Consider the following 19,762-nt stretch of genomic DNA (forward strand, 5'->3'; position numbering starts at 1 on the left):
GAGGTTATTTAGCCAGATATTTCTCGATCTTATTTTGAATACCTGCCGCATCTAGCCCTAAGTCAGTGTGCAGCTCTTGTTGTGTTCCTTGCGGGATAAAGTCATCGGGTAAACCCAGATTCAATACGGGAACTGACACCTTTTCTTGCATCAGCAATTCGTTAATCCCACTGCCTGCACCACCCATGATGGCGTTTTCTTCCAAGGTTACCAGCAGTTCGTGGCTGGCTGTCATTTCCAGCACCAGATCTTTGTCCAGCGGTTTGACAAAACGCATATCCACAACGGTTGCATTCAGGGCGTCAGCCGCTTGCAGCGCATAGGTTAATAATGTGCCAAAGTTAAGGATCGCAATGCGCTCTCCCTGACGGCGGATTACGCCCTTGCCGATTGGCAATGTTTCCAGCGGTTGGAGTTCAGCGCCTGTCCCTGTACCGCGAGGATAACGAACAGCAGCAGGACCTGCTTGATAATGATATCCGGTATGCAGCATCTGGCGGCATTCGTTTTCATCGCTGGGAGCCATAATCACCATATTCGGGATACAGCGCAGGAAAGAAAGATCAAAAGCCCCTTGATGGGTTTGACCATCTGCACCGACAATGCCGCCACGGTCGATGGCAAATAAGACAGGCAGGTTTTGGATGGCGACGTCGTGGATCACCTGATCATAAGCGCGTTGCAGGAAGGTGGAATAAATGGCGACGATAGGCTTGTAGCCGCCGATAGCCAGACCCGCAGCAAAGGTGACAGAATGCTGCTCGGCAATTGCGACATCAAAATATTGTTCAGGATATTCGCGGGAGAAGCGCACCATACCGGAACCTTCGCGCATGGCTGGGGTGATCGCCATCAGTTTTTTATCATGAGCGGCTTGTTCACACAGCCAGTCACCGAAGATCTTGGAAAATGTCGGGCGAGTCTCTGCGCTTTTGGGCAAAGAACCCGTTGAGGGATCGAATTTGGGGACGGCATGCCAACTGATAGGATCTTTTTCCGCTGGGGCATAACCACGACCTTTTTTTGTCATGATATGCAGGAATTGTGGCCCTTTCAGTTCGCGCATGTTTTTCAAAGTCTGGGTTAGCGCCAGTACGTCATGACCATCAACCGGCCCGATATAGTTGAACCCAAGTTCTTCAAACAGCGTTCCGGGAACCACCATGCCTTTCAGATGTTCTTCCGTTTTTTTCAATAACTCTTTGATTGGAGGCAGGTTGGAAAACACTTTTTTGCCACTTTCACGCAGGGTGGTATACAGTTTGCCTGACAGAATCTGTGCCAGATGGTTATTCAATGCTCCCACGTTTTCAGAGATAGACATTTCATTGTCATTGAGAATAACCAGCATGTCGGGATCGATATCGCCAGCATGGTTCATCGCTTCGAAAGCCATGCCCGCCGTAATGGCACCATCCCCAATAACACATACTGTCTTGCGGCCTTTGCCCTCGTGTTTAGCAGCCGTCGCCATACCTAAGCCAGCGCTGATTGAGGTGGATGAGTGACCGACACACAAGGTGTCATATTCGCTTTCTTCCCGCCACGGGAAGGGATGAAGGCCATTTTTTTGCCGAATGGTATCAATGCGATCACGGCGTCCAGTCAAAATTTTGTGCGGGTAGGCTTGGTGACCAACATCCCAGACTAAATTGTCAAAGGGGGTTTTATAAACATAGTGGAGTGCGACGGTTAATTCGATAGCGCCAAGGCCGGAAGCAAAGTGACCACTGGAGCGACTGACACTGTTCAGCAAAAATTGACGCAGTTCATCGCATAACTTTGGCAAGGTTTCTTTGGGTAGCAGGCGAAGCTCTTCTGGAGTCTCAGCCAATGCCAATGTTGGATATTTCGCTATATCAATGCTCATGCTATGCCTGTGTAAAATGCTATATCCGTAAAAGTTAAATAGTAAGAACCCTGTTATTATCCGTGTGTAATGTCCAGGTTCACCCCGTAAGACGCTTTACCGGTTTCTTTAGCTGTTTCTCTCAATGATAAAACCAGCCAGTTGCTTTAAGGTTGCGGTGTCATATGACCGTTTTTCCAGTTCTGTAAGGGCGTCGAGCGCTTCTTCATACAGATCTCTGGCTTTTTGTTGGGCTTGTGCTAAACCCAATAATACAGGGTAAGTATTTTTGCCGAGTTGCTGATCGTTGCCCTGACGCTTGCCAATAATTTCAGTATTGCCAATGACATCCAAAATATCGTCATGTACCTGAAATGCCAGGCCGATGGCTTGGGCATATAGCTCCAGTAACGGCAGCACTTCACGGCCACGTTGTCCTGCACTATAAGCGCCTAATCGGACGGCTGAACGTATTAATGCACCGGTTTTATGTTGGTGGATCTGTTCCAGTGAAGCAAGATCGATCTGTTTACCTTCTGCCGCCAAATCCAGCGACTGCCCACCACACATGCCGGCAAAGCCACTGGCACTTGCCAGTTCAGCGATCATCGCAAGGCGATCGGATAGGGACACACTGGGCATATCCTGTTTTGCCAGAATTTCAAAGGCCAGTGATTGTAATGCATCACCCGCTAAAATCGCCTGACTTTCACCAAATTTGAGATGACAGGTAGGTTGCCCACGGCGTAAATCGTCGTTATCCATTGCGGGTAAATCATCATGGATCAATGAATAGGCATGAATGCACTCTATCGAGAGGGCGGCGGCATCCAGACTCTTTTTAGGGAGACCAAACATTTCTCCCACGCTGTAAATTAAAAATGGCCGTAGCCGTTTTCCACCCAGTACTGCACCATATTGCATTGCTGTACCTAATGGGCTGTTTAAAAAGGGCAATGAAGAAAATATTGCCATCAGTTTGTCATTAATATGTTGCTGACAAGTGCGCAGTCTTTCTTCAAAAGGAACATTATATTGTTCAGACATAAATTTACTCAGCATCGGACGAAAATTCATCAAGAGGCGACTGTGCATCATGGTTCAGTAAAATTTGCACTCGTTGTTCTGCCTGTTGAAGCGTTTTCTGTCCTTGTCTTGCAAGTTGAATACCACGTTCAAATTCATTCAACGCATCTTCTAATGGGAGTTCCCCGGATTCCAGCCGAATAACAATGTCCTCCAGCTCTTTAAGAGAGGTCTCGAATGTTGGCATGTGTTCGGTTGTTGATGTTTGATTTGCTTTAGACATAATGACTTAACATATGGTTATTTAACGAATTAGCAAAGCAAGTTCGTTACAGAATTGCAGAGTACCCTACTACACCAAGAAAAATAAATCATGTGTTACCACTATTTTTTTATAGTCGGTTTTTGCAGTCGATTTTTTACAGGTGATAAGCCAGATGGTGTTATACTCTGCGCCCTATCCAACTGAACACTTAAGAACAATCATTGCTATTGTTGATGATAGTTCAACATTGAATGACTACTATATCTTACTATGAAGTTTATCATTAAATTATTCCCAGAAATTACAATTAAGAGCCAGACTGTCCGGTTGCGCTTTATTAAAATTCTTGCCAGCAATATCCGCAATGTGCTGAAAACCTTCGGAGAAGGCATTGCTGTGGTTCGCCATTGGGATAATATCGAAGTTCGGGTTAAGGATGATAACCTCGGTGCGGAAATTTGTGACGCACTGACACGCATTCCAGGCATTCACCATATCCTGCAAGTAGAAGAGCGGGATTTTCGTGATCTGCATCATATCTTTGAACAAACCTACGAAACTTACGGGCATTTACTGAATGGTAAAACATTTTGTGTTCGCGTAAAGCGCCGTGGTAAACACAGTTTTACTTCCAATGAAGTTGAGCGCTATGTTGGTGGCGGCTTGAACCAGCATATTGAATCAGCCAAGGTGAAACTGACCAAGCCTGATGTCACCGTGAATCTGGAAATTGATCAGGATAAGCTGATTCTGGTGAAAGCCCGTCATGAAGGGATTGGTGGATTTCCTATCGGTACGCAGGAAGATGTACTGTCATTGATTTCCGGTGGATTTGATTCCGGCGTTTCCAGCTATATGTTGATGCGTCGTGGCTGCCGTGTGCATTACTGTTTCTTTAATCTTGGTGGCGCAGCCCATGAAATTGGCGTAAAGCAGGTTGCCCATTATTTGTGGAACCGGTTTGGCAGCTCACATAAGGTCCGTTTCGTTGCTGTGAATTTTGAACCTGTCGTGGCTGAAATTCTGGAAAAAGTTGATGACGGACAGATGGGGGTTGTGCTGAAAAGAATGATGGTCAGAGCGGCTTCCAAAGTTGCAGAACGCTACGGTGTGCAGGCAATTGTAACCGGTGAAGCCCTGGGGCAGGTATCCAGCCAGACTTTGACGAATTTAAGATTGATTGACAATGTTTCAGATACGTTGATCCTCCGCCCCCTGATTTCCCATGATAAAGAGCACATTATTAAGCTGGCTCGTGAGATTGGCACCGAAGATTTTGCCCGTACGATGCCGGAATTTTGTGGGGTTATCTCGAAAAGCCCGACAGTGAAAGCCGTTAAAGCCAAAATTGAAGCAGAAGAAAACAATTTTGACTTTGACATCTTAGAACGCGTGGTGAGTGAAGCCCAGAATCTGGATATCCGCCAGATTGCAGAGCAATCCAGTGAGCAAGTGGTGGAAGTGGAAATGGTATCTGCACTTTCCCCTAATGATGTGTTATTGGATATCCGTTCTCCCGATGAACAGGATAATCGTCCGTTAAATATAGAAGGTATTGAAATTCAGTCATTGCCTTTCTATAAACTGGGCACCCAGTTTGGTGATTTGCCGAAAGAAAAAACTTATCTGCTGTATTGTGAGCGTGGTGTGATGAGCCGTTTACAGGCACTTTATCTGCGTGAACAAGGCTTCGGCAATGTTAAGGTGTATCGACCTTAATTTGCCCTTAAGGCACAAGGCTGCTTACGGAATCGATCCGATAAGCAGCCTATGTCGTATCTTCTTCCCCTTTATAGGGCGAGCTGATTATTGGATGTTTTGGTAATGATTAATGCCGGGAGGTAAAACGAGTTGCGCAGCAACTTCTGCAGCTTTTTCTTTCAACAATTCAATCAGTTTCTGCACTGGCTACGGTAACAGGAATTCCCGCCCGAACGAGTAAATCAATCGTCGTAACAGCTTCGATCTCTTCGCTGCCGTGAGCGAGACAAATAAGGGCTGAGGTGCTCATATTCTTCCTCTTTGCGCTTAATATAATGATAAACAGTGGTATTTTCGGTGACAGACAAACCGTGAGTATGGGCTCGACGTATTAAATAACCGGTGATGTAGTCTATTTCTGTATGTCGCTGTGCCCGTATATCTTGCAGCATGGATGAATAATTCTCAGCGGTTTGCTCGATCACGTTCATGACGTAATCGATCAGGGTTTGTTTGGTGGTATGAATATTGTCATGTTTCATAACCTGATAAATTTCGTCACATAATGCCTGTATTTGTGCCCGGTGATGCTGCAAGTCACCATTTTTACAGTCATAGATGACGGTGAGAGGATTAATGACACAGTTGACGGCAAGTTTCATCCAACTGATAGCCTGTATTTCATTGTGCCATGCTACATCGGGCAAGGCGCAGTGTAAAATATCGGCCAGAGCGCTAAGTTTGGTGGTATTGGCTGTGATGGCACCAATATGAGTCATCCCATGTGACTTATAGTACACGATGTTATTTTTTCGATAGGCTCCATGTGTTGTTACGCCAAGTAAAATGGGGTTGGGCAGAGGTGCAAATTCTTCCTGGGTTCCCATACCATTATGCAATAACAGGATTGGGCAATGGGGAGACAGTTTGTCAGCAAGGTGATTGACTGCGTCAGAGACTTGCCACGCTTTTAAACAAACGAGAAGTAGTTTGCTTTCAGCAAGGTGTTTCTCGTCATTGGCAGGAAACTGTTGATTAAAAGCCTGACCATTAAAGTTTTCGATCTGGACGGAAATAACAGGCTGTGGGACCCTTAGCCATCCCTGAACACTATGGTTCTGTTGGGATAAGGCGGCAAGCCAAAGTTTACCTATAGCACCACAGCCAAGAACAGTTATTTTCATATTTCTTCCTGATCTGAACATAGGATAATCGCAAAAAGATTGTTGAGCTTCCCGAGTATAGAGCTTTTGCCAATAATGGAAAGCGGTTATCATGCCGATTTATTGATTAGCTGGAGGTGACGGGTAATGCCATCATTTGATATTGTTTCTGAAGTTGATATACAAGAAGTGCGTAATGCAGTGGAAAATGCACAGCGTGAGTTAAGTAATCGTTGGGATTTTCGTAACGTCCCCGCGAGTTTTGAATTAAACGAAAAAAATGAATCGATCAAAATTGCCAGTGAGTCTGATTTTCAGGTGAACCAACTCGTTGATATTCTGCGTGAAAAGTTTGCTAAACGCGGAATTGATGGTTCTGTCATCAATATTCCTGAAAATATGGTTCATAGCGGCAAAACGTACAGTGTAGAAGCGACCTTACTGCAAGGTATTGATACGCCGTTAGCGAAAAAGATTGTGAAGCTAATTAAAGACAGTAAGTTGAAGGTACAGGCCCAAATTCAGGGTGAGCAAGTGCGGGTAACAGGTAAGGCTCGCGATGATTTGCAAAGTGTCATGGCATTGGTTCGTGGTGCAGAATTGGGGCAGCCTTTCCAGTTTACTAATTTCCGCGATTAGTTTCCGTCATTATCCTAATCGTGAATAATTAATCATAGTACGGTGTTTGGCAACACCGTACTTGTTATAAATACCCCAGCTATTGATGGGATAATACAAGTTGTTCTAACTGGTTGCGATTGGTTAGTTTAGTATCGACTTTGATATACGCACTGTGTTCTTCTGGTGCTATGACAATCTCTTTTACACCCGCTTGCGCCAATATCTTTTTCTCCAAAACCCCAGGGTTGCTGAGTTGTTCTGGCAAAATGAGCCTGATGCTGCTGACATAGGGGGGTTGCTGTAAGGTCAGGCTGATAATAAACCAGAGTGCGGTCAGCGCGATGCCTCCCATAAAGACGAGTGATGCACCTTGCCATTCGTAAAGTATTCCCCCAAGGAAACCGCCCAAAGCCACGCCAAGGAATTGACTGGTCGAGTAAACGCCCATGGCCGTGCCTTTGTAACCCGCAGGGGCTTCTTTGCTGATGAGTGAAGGCAAGATAGCTTCCATGATATTAAATGCAAGGAAGAAAATTTGAATGCCTGCAAAGATCCCCCAAAGATGCGATCCCTGAAACCATAAAACAGCTTCAGCGATGAATAGCATAGCGATACACAGCAAAAATACCTGCTTCATGCGACGTTTTGTTTCTGCGTAAATAATGAAAGGTAAAACGGCGACAAAAGAGATAAGTGTAGTAATTAAATAGACTTTCCAGTGTTGTTGTGGCGGAAAACCTACTTTTTCCATAATAAGGGGAAGGGCAACAAAGCTCGACATCAATAAGGTATGCAGGCAGAGAATACCAAAATTGAGTTTGATGAGTTGGGGATCGAAAAGTACACGTTTGAAGCTGCCGCGTGCGATACCTGACTCACGATTTAATAAATGCTTATGTGTATTTGGTACAGCAAATAGTGTGATAAGTATCCCGCAGCAAGCCAAGATTGCAATTGCTCCAAAGAGACCATTTAAACCGATTTGGTGGGTGATAATAGGGCCGACGACAATGGCAAAAGCGAATGTAATGCCAAAGCTAATGCCGATAAATGCCATTGCTTTTGTTCTGTTCTGCTCACGAGTCAGGTCTGAAATTAATGCCATGATAGCAGCAGAGATTGCTCCCGTACCTTGCAAGGCTCGCCCGATAATAATTCCCCAAATAGAGTCGCTTAAAGCGGCAATAACACTGCCTAATGCAAAGATAAGAAGTCCACCGATGATTAAAGGTTTTCTGCCAATTTTGTCTGAAAGAAGCCCGAATGGGATCTGAAATATTGCCTGTGTTAAGCCGTAGATGCCAATGGCAATTCCAATAAGCGCTTCAGTCGCATCACGTAACGCTAAACCATAGGTCGTCAGAACAGGCAGAACCATGAACATGCCTAACATGCGCAGGGAGAAAACAGAACCTAAGCCCCATGTTGCCCGAAGTTCAAGCGGAGTCATTTTATTATCGTTCATGGATACCTCAAAAAAATCTGGTATGACATTTCAATTAGGTGAGAGCAAACGAAAAAAAAGCGTTTGTCACCGAATAAGTTGTCATTGAATAGAGATAAAAGAAAGGAAAAAGATGGCAGGGTTTACCCTGCCATCTTAAATATTACCAGACGTAAGTCAGTAGGTTTTCTGGAGATGCTGTTGAATCTACAGACATCATGACGCTTAATGACATGATAGCGACGATAGAAAACAGAAATAACTTACGGGCCCAAATACGGTCATTAGAGGTTTTATACCCTGATAATGCCATACCCAACCACCAGATGCTCACTGCGGCAGCGACAATAAGATATTTATAACCCGCATAACCACTGATGGTCAGCATCAAAGTGGCAACCATAAAGGCCAGAATATACAGCGTGATGTGGTTTTTCGCGACGGAAATTCCTTTAATCACGGGTAATACTGGAATGTTGGCCGCCTGATAATCTTTGAACCGAAAAATAGCAATGGCATAAGAGTGGGGCATTTGCCACAGGCTGAAGATCAGCAATAAGATCAACGCGCCTGTATCAAAATGCCCTGTTACTGCACAGTAACCAATCACGGGCGGGGCTGCGCCTGACAAGCTACCAACCAGCGTGCCATAAACAGATTTTCTTTTCATGTAGAGGCTATAAACCCCAACATAAACGATAAACCCGATGAGAGCTAACTGCATTGCTAAGACATTGGTTGCTACATAAAGCAGCACTATGCCAACAATACCTAACACTGAGGCATAAATCAGGCTGATTTTCGGATCGATAAGCCCTTTCACAAGGACTCTTTCTTTCGTTCTTTCCATGATACGGTCAATATCGCGGTCGATATAGTTGTTGAATACACAACCTGATGCTACCACCAGCGATACCCCGACCATCGTTGCAAAGAACAAGGGGTAATCTATTACGCCCTTGGAAGCGAGTAGAAAACCACCAATCGCAGAAATTAGATTTCCGAAAATAATTCCTGGTTTGGTCACTTGCAGGTATTGCTTAATCATTCAAATCAACCCTTAATCAACCATCATATTGATGTTCAGGTTGTACATAATCCACAGGGAGCCAACAACAACGATAGCGATGACCAGTAATGTGAATATTAAGGCAACGAGGTTCCAACGCTCTTCAGATGATGTATTCATGTGCAGGAAGCAGATGAAATGAACAAAAATCTGAATAACAGCCATAGCGACTACTGTCACCAGAATTGTGCTGTGTGAAGTAGTGCCATCCATTACCATCCAGAATGGGATCACGGTCAGTATGACTGACAGAACAAAACCCATTAGATAGGTTTTGAAGCTACCGTGGCTTGCGCCGGAATGAGAAGTATTTGGATGACTCATTACATAGCTCCCATCAGATAAACGACAGTGAATACACAAATCCAGACAACGTCAAGGAAGTGCCAGAACAGACTCAGGCAGTTCAGACGCACACGGTTCACATCAGTCAGGCCGCGGCGTGAAACTTGAACCATCATGATAACGATCCAAATCAGACCGATGGTCACGTGCAGACCGTGAGTGGCAACCAGTGCGAAGAAGGCAGACAGGAACGCACTACGATCAGGGCCAAAGCCTTCTGTGATCAGTTTATGGAATTCATAAACTTCCATTGAAACGAAGCCAAGGCCAAACAGGAAGGTAATGAATAGCCACAAATTAGCCTGACCCGCTTTACCTTTGTTCACGCCCAGCATGGCGAAACCATAAGTGATACTACTAAATAGCAGCAAGAAGGTTTCTACCAGTACAAATGGCAGCTCAAAAATATCTTTACCAGATGGGCCACCCGCAGTGCCGTTAACTAACACGGCATAGGTAGCGAACAGACTTGCAAACAGAATCAAGTCACTCATCAGGTAGACCCAGAAGCCAAATATTTTGTTGGCTCCTGTATCGTGGTGCCCATGAGTATCATGGGCGGCTGTGTTGTTAAGGGTTTGAGTCGACATTATTTCACACCTGCCTTTCTCAGATCTTCATAACGCTGATTTTCAACTTTTTCGATTTCAGCTACAGGAACGTAATAATCAACGTCTTCGTCAAAACTTTTCACGATGCAACTGATGATGATGCCCGCGAAACTTGCAATAGCCATCCACCAGATATGCCAGATCAAAGCAAAGCCTAAGGTCAGACAGAAAGCACTGATGATCACACCTGCACCGGTATTTTTAGGCATATGAATTTCTTCATATTTAGCAGGACGCTTATATTCAGTCCCTTTTTCTTTCATATCCCACCACGCATCACGAGTCTGGATGTGTGGAACTTCCGCAAAGTTATAGAACGGCGGCGGAGATGAAGTTGACCATTCCAGAGTACGAGCACCCCATGGATCACCGGTCAGATCACGGTTCTGCTCACGGTCACGGATACTGACGTAGAACTGGATAACCTGACACAGAATACCAAGAGCGATAAGAACAACACCGCCTGCTGCAACCACCAGCAAAGGATGGAATTCTGGGTTGATATCTTGGCTCAAGCGACGGGTCATGCCCATGAAGCCCAGTGCATACAGAGGCATAAAGGCAACGAAGAAACCCGTGATCCAGAACCAGAATGCACGGACACCCCATTTTTCATTCAGCGTGAAACCAAATGCTTTCGGGAACCAGTAAGTTGTACCGGCGAAGCAGCCGAATACCACACCACCGATGATAACGTTATGGAAGTGAGCGATCAGGAACAGGCTGTTATGCAGTACGAAGTTTGCACCAGGTACGGCCAGCAGAACACCTGTCATACCACCAATAGAGAAGGTGACCAGGAAGCCAACAGTCCATAGCATTGGGGTTTTGAATTCAATACGACCACGGTACATAGTGAACAGCCAGTTGAAGATCTTAACCCCGGTTGGGATGGAGATAATCATTGTGGCGATACCAAAGAAGGCGTTAACGTTCGCGCCGGAACCCATGGTAAAGAAGTGGTGCAACCATACGATGAACGACAGGATGGTAATAACGATTGTTGCCCACACCAGTGAGGTATAACCAAACAGGCGTTTTTTCGAGAAGGTTGCAGTGACTTCGGAGAAAATACCGAAGACAGGTAGAACCAGTATGTAAACTTCAGGATGGCCCCAAGCCCAGATCAGGTTGATGTACATCATCATGTTGCCGCCCATATCGTTGGTAAAGAAATGGGTGCCCAGATAACGATCCAGGGTTAGCAACGCGATGGTGACTGTCAGGATTGGGAACGCAGCAATAATCAGGATGTTGGTGCACAGTGAAGCCCAAGTGAAGACGGGCATTTTCATCATGGACATACCTGGTGCACGCATACGCAGGATGGTCACAAAGAAGTTGACACCGGTCAGCAATGTACCGACACCAGAGAGCTGAAGGCTCCATATCCAGTAATCAACACCGACTCCCGGGTTGTACTCCAGACCAGATAGAGGCGGGTATGCCAACCAACCGGTTTGTGCAAACTCACCGACTCCCAGAGAGAGGTTGATCAATACGACACCGACAACAAATAACCAGAAGCTCAAAGAGTTCAAGAATGGGAATGCAACGTCGCGTGCGCCGATTTGCAGAGGAACAACAATGTTCATCAGACCGACAACGAAAGGCATCGCCATAAAGAAGATCATGATAACGCCGTGAGCGGTGAAGATCTGATCATAATGGTGCGGGGGCAGGAAACCGGCTTCACCAGCGGAAGCTAAGGCTTGCTGTCCACGCATCATGATGGCGTCAGCGAAACCACGGAGCATCATCACCATGGCAACGACGATGTACATGACACCAATTTTTTTATGGTCAACGCTGGTTAACCATTCACTCCAAAGCCATTTCCATTTACGGAAATAAGTCAAGGAACCAACAACTGCCAGTCCCCCAAGCAAGATCCCAAGTAATGTCACCACAATAATGGGTTCATGTAATGGGACCGCATCCAGTGTTAATTTTCCCCACATGCTTTTATTCCTCAACACCTGAATGAGCCGGCTGACTCATATTCATATTATGACCCGCAGCTTCACCATGTTCTGTTTTGCCGTGAGCAGCCATACCATGCATGCCACCATGACCCATGTCACCCATGAATTTGGCGATAGTCTCTTGGAACAGTTTTGGTTTCACGCTTGAGAAGTATTCAACGGGATTGTTTTGGCTAGGTTTAGCCAACTCATTGAACGCTTGTACGGTATCCAGGGTTTTCGGTGATGCTTTCACTTTCTGTACCCACTCTTCAAAACCTGCACGATCATCAGTCGCGGTTGCAGTGAATTTCATGCCTGAGAAGCCATGACCACTGTAACTTGCTGAAAATCCATCGTATTTACCCGCAGAGTTAGCAATCAGGTGCAATTTTGTCTGCATGCCCGCCATTGCATAAATCTGCCCACCTAACTGTGGGATGAAGAAAGAATTCATCACAGAGTCTGAGGTGATTTTGAAGTTAATTGGAACATTTTTAGGGAATACGATTTCGTTTACAGTTGCGATACCCTGATCGGGATAGATGAACAGCCATTTCCAGTCAAGGGAAATAACTTCAATCGTCACCGGTTTGACATCACTATCCAATGGCTTATAGGGATCGAGTTCATGTGTTGTTTTCCATGTAATCGTCGCCAGGGTGATGATAATCAGGATAGGCACAGTCCAAACGACAAGCTCAATTTTATTTGAGTGTGCCCAGTTTGGACGATAAGTTGCAGATTTATTGGCTTCCCGGTAACGTAAGGCAAAAATAACTGCCATTACAATAGCCGGTATAACAACGATCAGCATCAAACCAAACGCTGTTAGTATCAGCGTTTTTTGTTCGACGCCGATCGCCCCTTTGGGATTCATCAATACCATATCACAACCACTTAGCATTAAGGTGGCTGCGAGTAATGACGATAACCCAATAGTTTTTTTGTATTTCATAAGTCTCATTGATCGACCCCAGATAACAAAAGCTTTATTGTCGTTTCATCAGTGCGGGCATTCTACGGTAAGGTTACCGGAGTGTAAACAATTGTAATAGAAGCAGGTTGGCTTGTAGGCTTTTTATGTTAGAGGGATCACATGTGATTCTAAATTTAACAAAACGTTAATTTCGGTTAGTTATCTTAATTAAGAAATCAAAATAGACAATTAATTTCAAATAACTCTCTATTTTAAAAGGAAAAGCCTTGATGAAAACCACAGAAAAAATTCGGAAATATGCCTTGTTATCGGAGAGATAACTATGATTTATTGATTTCGATGAGCAACACCAAGCTGCTCATCGATTAAACTAATTATTAGAAGTTATATTTCACACTATAAACAATACCATCCTGCAAGAAATCTTCTCCCAGTTTGTTATCCGCATAGCGATATTGAACTCCAGTTGTAAAAGAAGGATGTGGAGTCCACCATAACGCAACAGCGCCATTGATACCCTCGCGTCCGCCGTTACCGTAGCGTTCATTGCGGTTCAATTCAATTTCATTCCAGTTTGTCACGCTGAATTTTTGTTCCCAAAGGTTGAAATCGTATCCTGCAACCCAGCCCACAACATAACCGTTATTGCCTGAATAGAAAGTTTGGTCAACATAGTGCAGTGCAACAAAAGGTTTGAACCATAGGCCAGCAATATTAGCATTATAGCCTAATCCATAGAGGGTATTAACTTCATGGAAGTTTCCACCGTTCGCTTTGCCTGGTAAAGAATAGGTTCCATAAACATGACCATAAAGGTTGAAACCCGTATCGCCTAGATAGAAACGACCCGTTGTCTTGAAAGTGTAACGTTGGTTATCACCTGGTTGGGCTGTTTTACTGTTGAAAGGATTTTCTAAATCAGCGAAACCATAGAGTTCGCCCCAGCTAAATCCTGCTCCACCTTCCAGTTCTAAATAAGCAAAATCATCCTTATGTGAGGTTTGTCCGGTTTTATGAGTAGTATGTTTGCTCCAATCAAGGTAGTTCATGCTGACATTGCCAAACCCCCACTGGTATTCCGCGCAGGCTGAAGCAGAAACTAAGGTTGCGGCAATTGCGGTGAGTGTCAAAATACGTCTTTTCATAAATTCCCTTTATATGGTTTTAAGATGGTGAACGATATTTCGAATAGTTCGAAATAATATGCGCCCAAATAATAATATTTGTTAGTTCAAATATAAATAATTTCACCCTGAAAAAGATGTTGTTCAGGCCACATAATTGTGAGTTTTTACTCTTCTTGTGAAGTTTGTCACTATGTAAACCAGCAACAACCGGCTGAATTTTGTCAATCTGCTGTTGCTGGTAGATGTAAAAAAGGTATTAAGTGGTGACAGTAGATTAGGTGAGCTTACTTTTCTTTAATGCCAAATAATCCAATATTCCTCCTGAAAGAAGGCCTAAAATTCCTATGATTATGCTCCAGGATAACAGTGGGGATATCCACTCACTGATTTTATGCAGATATAGAATATATTCCGGCGATATAGTGTATATCAGAGACACTAAATGAATGATGATAAACAGTATGCTGCTGATAATTAACCAAGTTACAAACATCAGAGCAGATAATGCCATGATAATAAAAGTAAATTTATAAGTATTCTTGAATAGTGTTCGGGGAATAAAACTATCATTTTTCTCAGAATAAGCCAGTGTCTTACGACAAGCGAACAACAACACAAGCCCCGGTAATCCGATAACAACAGAAAATAAGTAGAACGTTGACCAGCCATAGGCTTCGGCAAACCATCCCGCTACAGGGCCAACATAAACGCGGCCAACTGCTGATAATGCAGAAAGTAACGCGAACTGTGTTGCTGAAAATGATTTGTTACACAAGGTCATTAGCAGGGCAACAAAAGCGGCTGTTCCCATGCCACCACAGATATTTTCCAGAAAAATCGCCGCTCCCATTACATAGATGTCTTTAGGTGTAACAGCAAGTATCCAATAACCCAAATTTGAAATGGTTTGAAGAATGCCAAAGATCATCAGGGCACGGAACAGGCTCATCCTATGCATCAAATAACCACCGTACAATGCGCCGATAATGGTTGCGGTGAGTCCGAGGGTTTTATTGATCATGCCGACTTCGACTGGATTGAAACCAACACCCCGAATCAGGAAAGGGGTGCTGAGTGAGAGAGCAAAAGCATCTGTCAGTTTGTACAGTACAATCAGCAGCAGGATAATCCAGGCATTGTTGCGGCCGAAAAAGTCAAACAAGGGTTCGAGTACTGCCTGACGTAATGTTTTTGGCGGTGCTGTATTAATTTCCGGTTCTTTGGCGGTAAACGTGGCATAAACACTAATCAGCATCAGGCCTGCCATAACCCAATACATATTTTGCCAGCCGATATAGGTGGCAAGCAGTAAGGCAAATCCACCAGAAGCCAGCATAGCCAACCGATAACCCAGTACGGAAACGGCGGCACCTGATCCGCGTTCTTCTTGTGACAATAAGTCGGTTTTATAGGCGTCAAAAATAGTATCTTGGGAAGCGGAGAAGAATGCGACAGCAACAGCTAATGCAGCAAGCCACCATAAGTGTTGGGAAGGTTGAAGAAACCCCATTGCGGCAATACTGACTATCAATAAAAGTTGAGTTGTGAGCATCCACCCCCGTCGGCGTCCTAAAAAGGACGGGGTATACCGATCCATTGCGGGTGCCCAGAGAAACTTAAAAACATAGGCTTGACCAACCAAAGTGAAAAAACCGATAGTTCGGATATCGACATTTTCGACAGTCATCCATGCTTGTAACGTTCCAGCCGTGAGCGCAAGAGGCAGACCTGAGGCAAAGCCCAGTAACAGAAGGGTTCGATAGTTGCGTAACGCAGATAGGTTTAAATAACGGTGGTTAGTCATGGGCCTCCCAAAACTTTCCGCATACAATCTAATTTTGTCAGAATTAGGCAGAAAGTTTGTTTATTATCCTGTTAGTGGACGTTTTGTTTGATAAAGGTGCTGATTGACGCATCCTGAGCCATGTCTGCGATCACATCAGATAAGACAGTATTGACTGCATCAGCAATTTTTGTGTTTGTTGCTGCCAATGGTCCCTGAGCATTGTAGCTGGTACGATAGTTTTTGATTTGTTGACTACCGTCTTGAGCATAAGCAATGATAGAAATTTCAGCTTTGGCTGAAATATCATGACGAAGACTGCCTTCTTTCACATTGGCGTAGAGTTGATTGACTACGACCTGCAAATTGGCATTAGCGGGAGAGCCAATCATATAGCCGCGAGCCACCATTTGTTTTTCCAGCGCTTCTTGTAGTAAGAAGCGTACATCACGGGAAGGAACCAAGGTAACTAATCGCGCATTACGATTAATTTGGGCCAGGGCTTGAGATTGACGATGGTCGACCCCACTAATACTGACGGTAATCGCTTTCATGGTTGGATCTGCTGGTGGCAGAGTAATTTTAGGTTGAATGGCTAATGTGTTGCCTGAGTCTGCACAGCCAGATAAAAAGAAAAGCGTAATCAATGGAATAAATATTTTCTTTAGCATGTGGGTTTTCTCAATTCAAGATTCGGATATTCAATATTAATACTGATAGTTTAAACCGCTGTAATCATAGCATCGCCATGGGTAGCGGCATATCCCTGATGATTGAAACATGGTTTGAAATATCGTGAGAAATACCTGACGTAAATTCTGTTAAGGAGATTTGATTACCCCGATGTTATAAATCACGGGAAATAATCTAAAATCAATAATATGGTTGATAAATAACCTTTGGTGATTTAGGAGAATGGGATGGTTCGTCAAGAAATAGAAACAAAGTTACAGGCGGCATTTCAGCCTTCTCATCTGGAAGTGACCGATGAAAGTTATCGTCACAATGTGCCAGCGGGTTCTGAAAGCCATTTTAAAATTATTATCATAAGCAATGAATTTGTTGAACAAAGAATGTTGAGTCGCCACCGCTCAATATATAGCGTCTTGGCTAAAGAATTAGAGGAAGGTGTACATGCTTTGGCACTTCATACTTATACGGAAAAGGAGTGGGCAGAACTAGCAGACACTGTTCTGGCTTCTCCGGCATGTCGCGGTGGAAGTACGACGACATCAAACTTGTGATTTTTCGAGTTAATTTCATAGCTTGTTTGTCTCTATTTTATTCATCTCGCTTTAATTTTAGCTAGCAGCCTTCGGGCTGTATTTTTTTATATGCATATTGCATAACAGTCTCATCATAAACAATATTATGACGTAGCCATTGAGCAACGCTTATCACATAAGTTAACGAATCATGCATGCTTTTGTCTGCAATTCTCGACTCATACTGTCTGCGCCGCTATAATGCTGCGTCTAAATTTTTAGAATGGTTTCGGGACGCTTCTGATCACAGGGATACTCGGTTTTTAAATGCGACCGCCCCGGTTCTTAAAGAGTACTGCAATCCGCTTGTTTTAAGCCTTGCAGCCATTCTGAAGTTGACCGAGCACTATGATTTTTTTGAGGTAACAAGATGCAAGTTTCTGTTGAAACCACTCAAGGCCTTGGGCGTCGTGTGTCAATCACCGTTCCTGCTGCCGATATCGAAAAAGCAGTTGACAGTGAACTGGTTAATGTAGCAAAGAAAGTCCGTATCGATGGCTTTCGTAAGGGCAAAGTGCCAATGAAGATCGTTAAGCAGCGTTATGGCGCTTCTGTTCTTCAGGATGTTCTGGGTGATCTGATGCAGCGCAATTTCATCAATGCGATCATTGAGCAGAAAATCACTCCGGCAGGCGCACCAAGCTACAAACCTGAACAGTTTAAAGAAGGTGAAGACTTCACTTACGCAGTTGAATTTGAAGTTTATCCAGAAATTGAACTGAAAGGTTTAGAAGAAATTGAAGTTGAAAAACCTGTTGTTGAAGTAAAAGATGCAGACGTTGACAACATGTTGAACACGCTGCGTAAACAGCAGGCAGATTGGAAAGAAACCGATGAAGCAGCGGCTGCGGAAGATCGTGTCACTGTTGATTTCACTGGCTCCGTTGAGGGTGAAGAATTCGAAGGCGGTAAATCAACTGATTTCGTTCTGGCAATGGGCCAGGGCCGTATGATCCCAGGTTTTGAAGAGGGTATCGTTGGGCACAAAGCAGGCGAAGAATTTACTATCGATGTGACTTTCCCAGAAGATTACCATGCAGAAAATCTGAAAGGTAAAGCTGCAAAGTTCGTGATCAACTTGAAAAAAGTTGAACAGCGTGAACTGCCAGAGCTGACTGAAGAGTTCATCAAGCGTTTTGGTATTGCTGATAGTACTGTTGACGGTTTACGTGCCGAAGTTCGCAAGAACATGGAACGTGAACTGAAAAATGCTGTTCGTAACAACATCAAAACTCAGATTCTGGACGGTTTGGTTAAGGCTAACGACATTGAAGTTCCTGCGGCGGTTGTTGATGGTGAAATTGATGTACTGCGTCGTCAGGCTGCTCAACGTTTTGGCGGTAGCGAAACACAAGCTCTGGAACTGCCACGTGAACTGTTCGAAGAGCAGGCTAAACGCCGTGTTGTTGTTGGCTTGCTGTTAGGCGAAGTTATCAGCAGCAATGAGCTGAAAGTCGAAGAAGATCGCGTTACTGCGTTGATCGAAGAGACGGCAGCCGCTTATGAAGATCCAAAAGAAGTTGTAGAATACTACAGCAAAAATAACGAAATGATGAACAACATTCGCAACATTGCTCTGGAAGAGCAGGCTGTTGAATTTGTTCTGAGTAAAGCGAAAGTTTCTGAAAAAGAAGCTGGCTTCAATGAACTGATGAATCAAAATCAATTGGCATAAGTTTCATTTATTGAATGCCTGAGATGATGAAACCTCACTCTCAATGAAGTGAATCGAAGTAAACCCGCAGGCTATGCTTGCGGGTTTTTTTATTGTTCTTGAAAAAAACAGATTTAACCTCATATCCTTTCTTACTATTATGTAAGAGCTTACTACTTTTTAGAAGGGGAAAAGCCCCTTGTTAGGTAACTTTGGATCATGGTCATCATCGCTTATCTCAAGTAGAATCAGTTATGAATGGCACCCGCGTGAGTTCTATTAGGAGACGGAAATGTCATACAGTGGCAAGCAAGATCAATATGCACCTAACATGTCTTTGGTGCCGATGGTGGTTGAACAAACAGCACGTGGTGAGCGTGCATTTGATATTTTCTCCCGCTTATTAAAGGATCGTATTATTTTTCTGACTGGGCCTGTTGAAGATCATATGGCGAACTTGATCGTTGCCCAAATGCTATTCTTGGAAGCAGAAAATCCAGAAAAAGATATTCATTTATATATTAACTCACCAGGTGGGGTTATTACGGCAGGCATGTCTATTTATGACACGATGCAGTTTATCAAACCCGATGTGAGTACTATTTGTATGGGGCAGGCCTGTTCAATGGGAGCATTCCTGCTGACCGCTGGAGCAGAAGGGAAGCGTTTCTGTCTGCCAAATTCCAGAGTTATGATTCACCAGCCATTAGGTGGTTTCCAGGGACAGGCGACTGATATTGAGATCCATGCGCAGGAAATCATCAAGGTGAAAGCGCGGATGAACGAATTGATGGCGAAACATACCGGACAGCCACTTGAGAAGATCGTTAAGGATACAGAACGCGATCGTTTCTTGTCAGCCGAAGAGTCCGTAGAATACGGGTTGGTTGATAGTATATTCACCCAGCGCAGCTAATTATTAATTAATTTATTAC

Annotated in this window: 18 protein-coding genes and 1 pseudogene; 5 read left to right on the forward strand and 14 right to left on the reverse strand. The window is 44.2% G+C overall.

Going from position 1 to position 19,762, the window contains the following annotated elements; genetic code table 11:
• Nucleotides 1-4: 4 nt before the first annotated feature.
• The 3 genes from dxs to xseB all read right to left on the reverse strand — a co-directional run bounded on the left by dxs (nt 5) and on the right by xseB (nt 3,158).
• Nucleotides 5-1,870 (reverse strand): 1-deoxy-D-xylulose-5-phosphate synthase, encoded by a 1,866-nt coding sequence (gene dxs, locus ABLA76_RS05660; RefSeq protein ID WP_348987197.1) that lies wholly within the window; start codon nt 1,868-1,870, stop codon nt 5-7.
• Nucleotides 1,871-1,978: 108 nt separating this feature from the next.
• Entirely contained in the window at nt 1,979-2,896 is a 918-nt protein-coding gene (ispA, locus tag ABLA76_RS05665; RefSeq protein ID WP_348987198.1) for a (2E,6E)-farnesyl diphosphate synthase, read from the reverse strand.
• Between the two features lie 4 nt (nt 2,897-2,900).
• Entirely contained in the window at nt 2,901-3,158 is a 258-nt protein-coding gene (gene xseB / locus ABLA76_RS05670; protein ID WP_285809818.1) for an exodeoxyribonuclease VII small subunit, read from the reverse strand.
• A 252-nt stretch (nt 3,159-3,410) separates the two neighbouring features.
• On the opposite strand from xseB, the gene thiI reads away from it, so the two are divergent.
• Nucleotides 3,411-4,859: a tRNA uracil 4-sulfurtransferase ThiI gene (gene thiI / locus ABLA76_RS05675; protein WP_047766846.1), complete on the forward strand. Its 1,449-nt coding sequence runs from the start codon at nt 3,411-3,413 to the stop codon at nt 4,857-4,859.
• A gap of 172 nt (nt 4,860-5,031) precedes the next feature.
• Here thiI and ABLA76_RS05680 read toward each other — a convergent pair.
• Together ABLA76_RS05680 and panE are read right to left on the reverse strand one after the other, a co-directional pair.
• Nucleotides 5,032-5,133: pseudogene (locus ABLA76_RS05680) on the reverse strand (DJ-1 family protein); the annotation flags it as partial.
• Entirely contained in the window at nt 5,084-6,025 is a 942-nt protein-coding gene (gene panE, locus ABLA76_RS05685; RefSeq protein ID WP_348987199.1) for a 2-dehydropantoate 2-reductase, read from the reverse strand. The pseudogene ABLA76_RS05680 and the gene panE, both read right to left, overlap by 50 nt.
• Nucleotides 6,026-6,151: 126 nt before the next feature.
• Between panE and ABLA76_RS05690 the strand changes: the two genes are divergently transcribed.
• Nucleotides 6,152-6,643: a YajQ family cyclic di-GMP-binding protein gene (locus ABLA76_RS05690; protein WP_348987200.1), complete on the forward strand. Its 492-nt coding sequence runs from the start codon at nt 6,152-6,154 to the stop codon at nt 6,641-6,643.
• A gap of 79 nt (nt 6,644-6,722) precedes the next feature.
• Here ABLA76_RS05690 and ABLA76_RS05695 read toward each other — a convergent pair whose 3' ends face one another.
• From ABLA76_RS05695 to ABLA76_RS05735, 9 genes are all read right to left on the reverse strand, one after another.
• On the reverse strand, nt 6,723-8,090 hold the full coding sequence (locus tag ABLA76_RS05695; RefSeq protein ID WP_285809821.1) for an MFS transporter: 1,368 nt from the start codon (nt 8,088-8,090) through the stop codon (nt 6,723-6,725).
• 142 nt (nt 8,091-8,232) lie between these two features.
• A complete protein-coding gene (cyoE, locus tag ABLA76_RS05700; RefSeq protein WP_348987201.1) occupies nt 8,233-9,117 on the reverse strand; it encodes a heme o synthase in 885 nt (294 codons plus the stop codon).
• Between the two features lie 12 nt (nt 9,118-9,129).
• The gene (locus ABLA76_RS05705) at nt 9,130-9,462 is read right to left on the reverse strand and encodes a cytochrome o ubiquinol oxidase subunit IV (RefSeq protein ID WP_047766836.1); all 333 of its coding nucleotides are present in this window, start codon (nt 9,460-9,462) and stop codon (nt 9,130-9,132) included.
• Complete coding sequence (locus tag ABLA76_RS05710) at nt 9,462-10,073, reverse strand: cytochrome o ubiquinol oxidase subunit III (protein WP_047766834.1); 612 nt, start codon at nt 10,071-10,073, stop codon at nt 9,462-9,464. The genes ABLA76_RS05705 and ABLA76_RS05710 overlap by 1 nt, the downstream gene beginning before the upstream one ends.
• Complete coding sequence (gene cyoB / locus ABLA76_RS05715) at nt 10,073-12,055, reverse strand: cytochrome o ubiquinol oxidase subunit I (protein WP_047766832.1); 1,983 nt, start codon at nt 12,053-12,055, stop codon at nt 10,073-10,075. The genes ABLA76_RS05710 and cyoB overlap by 1 nt, the downstream gene beginning before the upstream one ends.
• Before the next feature lie 4 nt (nt 12,056-12,059).
• The gene (gene cyoA, locus ABLA76_RS05720) at nt 12,060-13,025 is read right to left on the reverse strand and encodes a cytochrome o ubiquinol oxidase subunit II (protein ID WP_348987202.1); all 966 of its coding nucleotides are present in this window, start codon (nt 13,023-13,025) and stop codon (nt 12,060-12,062) included.
• A 350-nt stretch (nt 13,026-13,375) separates the two neighbouring features.
• Nucleotides 13,376-14,143 (reverse strand): outer membrane protein OmpK, encoded by a 768-nt coding sequence (locus tag ABLA76_RS05725; protein ID WP_348987203.1) that lies wholly within the window; start codon nt 14,141-14,143, stop codon nt 13,376-13,378.
• Between the two features lie 256 nt (nt 14,144-14,399).
• Nucleotides 14,400-15,929: a muropeptide MFS transporter AmpG gene (gene ampG, locus ABLA76_RS05730; RefSeq protein WP_348987204.1), complete on the reverse strand. Its 1,530-nt coding sequence runs from the start codon at nt 15,927-15,929 to the stop codon at nt 14,400-14,402.
• Between the two features lie 71 nt (nt 15,930-16,000).
• Entirely contained in the window at nt 16,001-16,579 is a 579-nt protein-coding gene (locus ABLA76_RS05735) for a lipoprotein (RefSeq protein WP_047766825.1), read from the reverse strand.
• A 249-nt stretch (nt 16,580-16,828) separates the two neighbouring features.
• On the opposite strand from ABLA76_RS05735, the gene bolA reads away from it, so the two are divergent.
• From bolA to clpP, 3 genes are all read left to right on the forward strand, one after another.
• Nucleotides 16,829-17,152, forward strand: a complete 324-nt coding sequence (gene bolA / locus ABLA76_RS05740) for a transcriptional regulator BolA (protein ID WP_348987205.1) — start codon at nt 16,829-16,831, stop codon at nt 17,150-17,152.
• Between the two features lie 391 nt (nt 17,153-17,543).
• The gene (tig, locus tag ABLA76_RS05745; RefSeq protein ID WP_348987206.1) at nt 17,544-18,848 is read left to right on the forward strand and encodes a trigger factor; all 1,305 of its coding nucleotides are present in this window, start codon (nt 17,544-17,546) and stop codon (nt 18,846-18,848) included.
• Nucleotides 18,849-19,119: 271 nt separating this feature from the next.
• Nucleotides 19,120-19,743, forward strand: coding sequence for an ATP-dependent Clp endopeptidase proteolytic subunit ClpP (clpP, locus tag ABLA76_RS05750; protein ID WP_047766819.1), 624 nt, complete (start codon nt 19,120-19,122; stop codon nt 19,741-19,743).
• Nucleotides 19,744-19,762: the final 19 nt, after the last annotated feature.

It is taken from the genome of Xenorhabdus sp. SGI240, from assembly GCF_040081915.1.
GTDB lineage: Bacteria > Pseudomonadota > Gammaproteobacteria > Enterobacterales > Enterobacteriaceae > Xenorhabdus > Xenorhabdus bakwenae.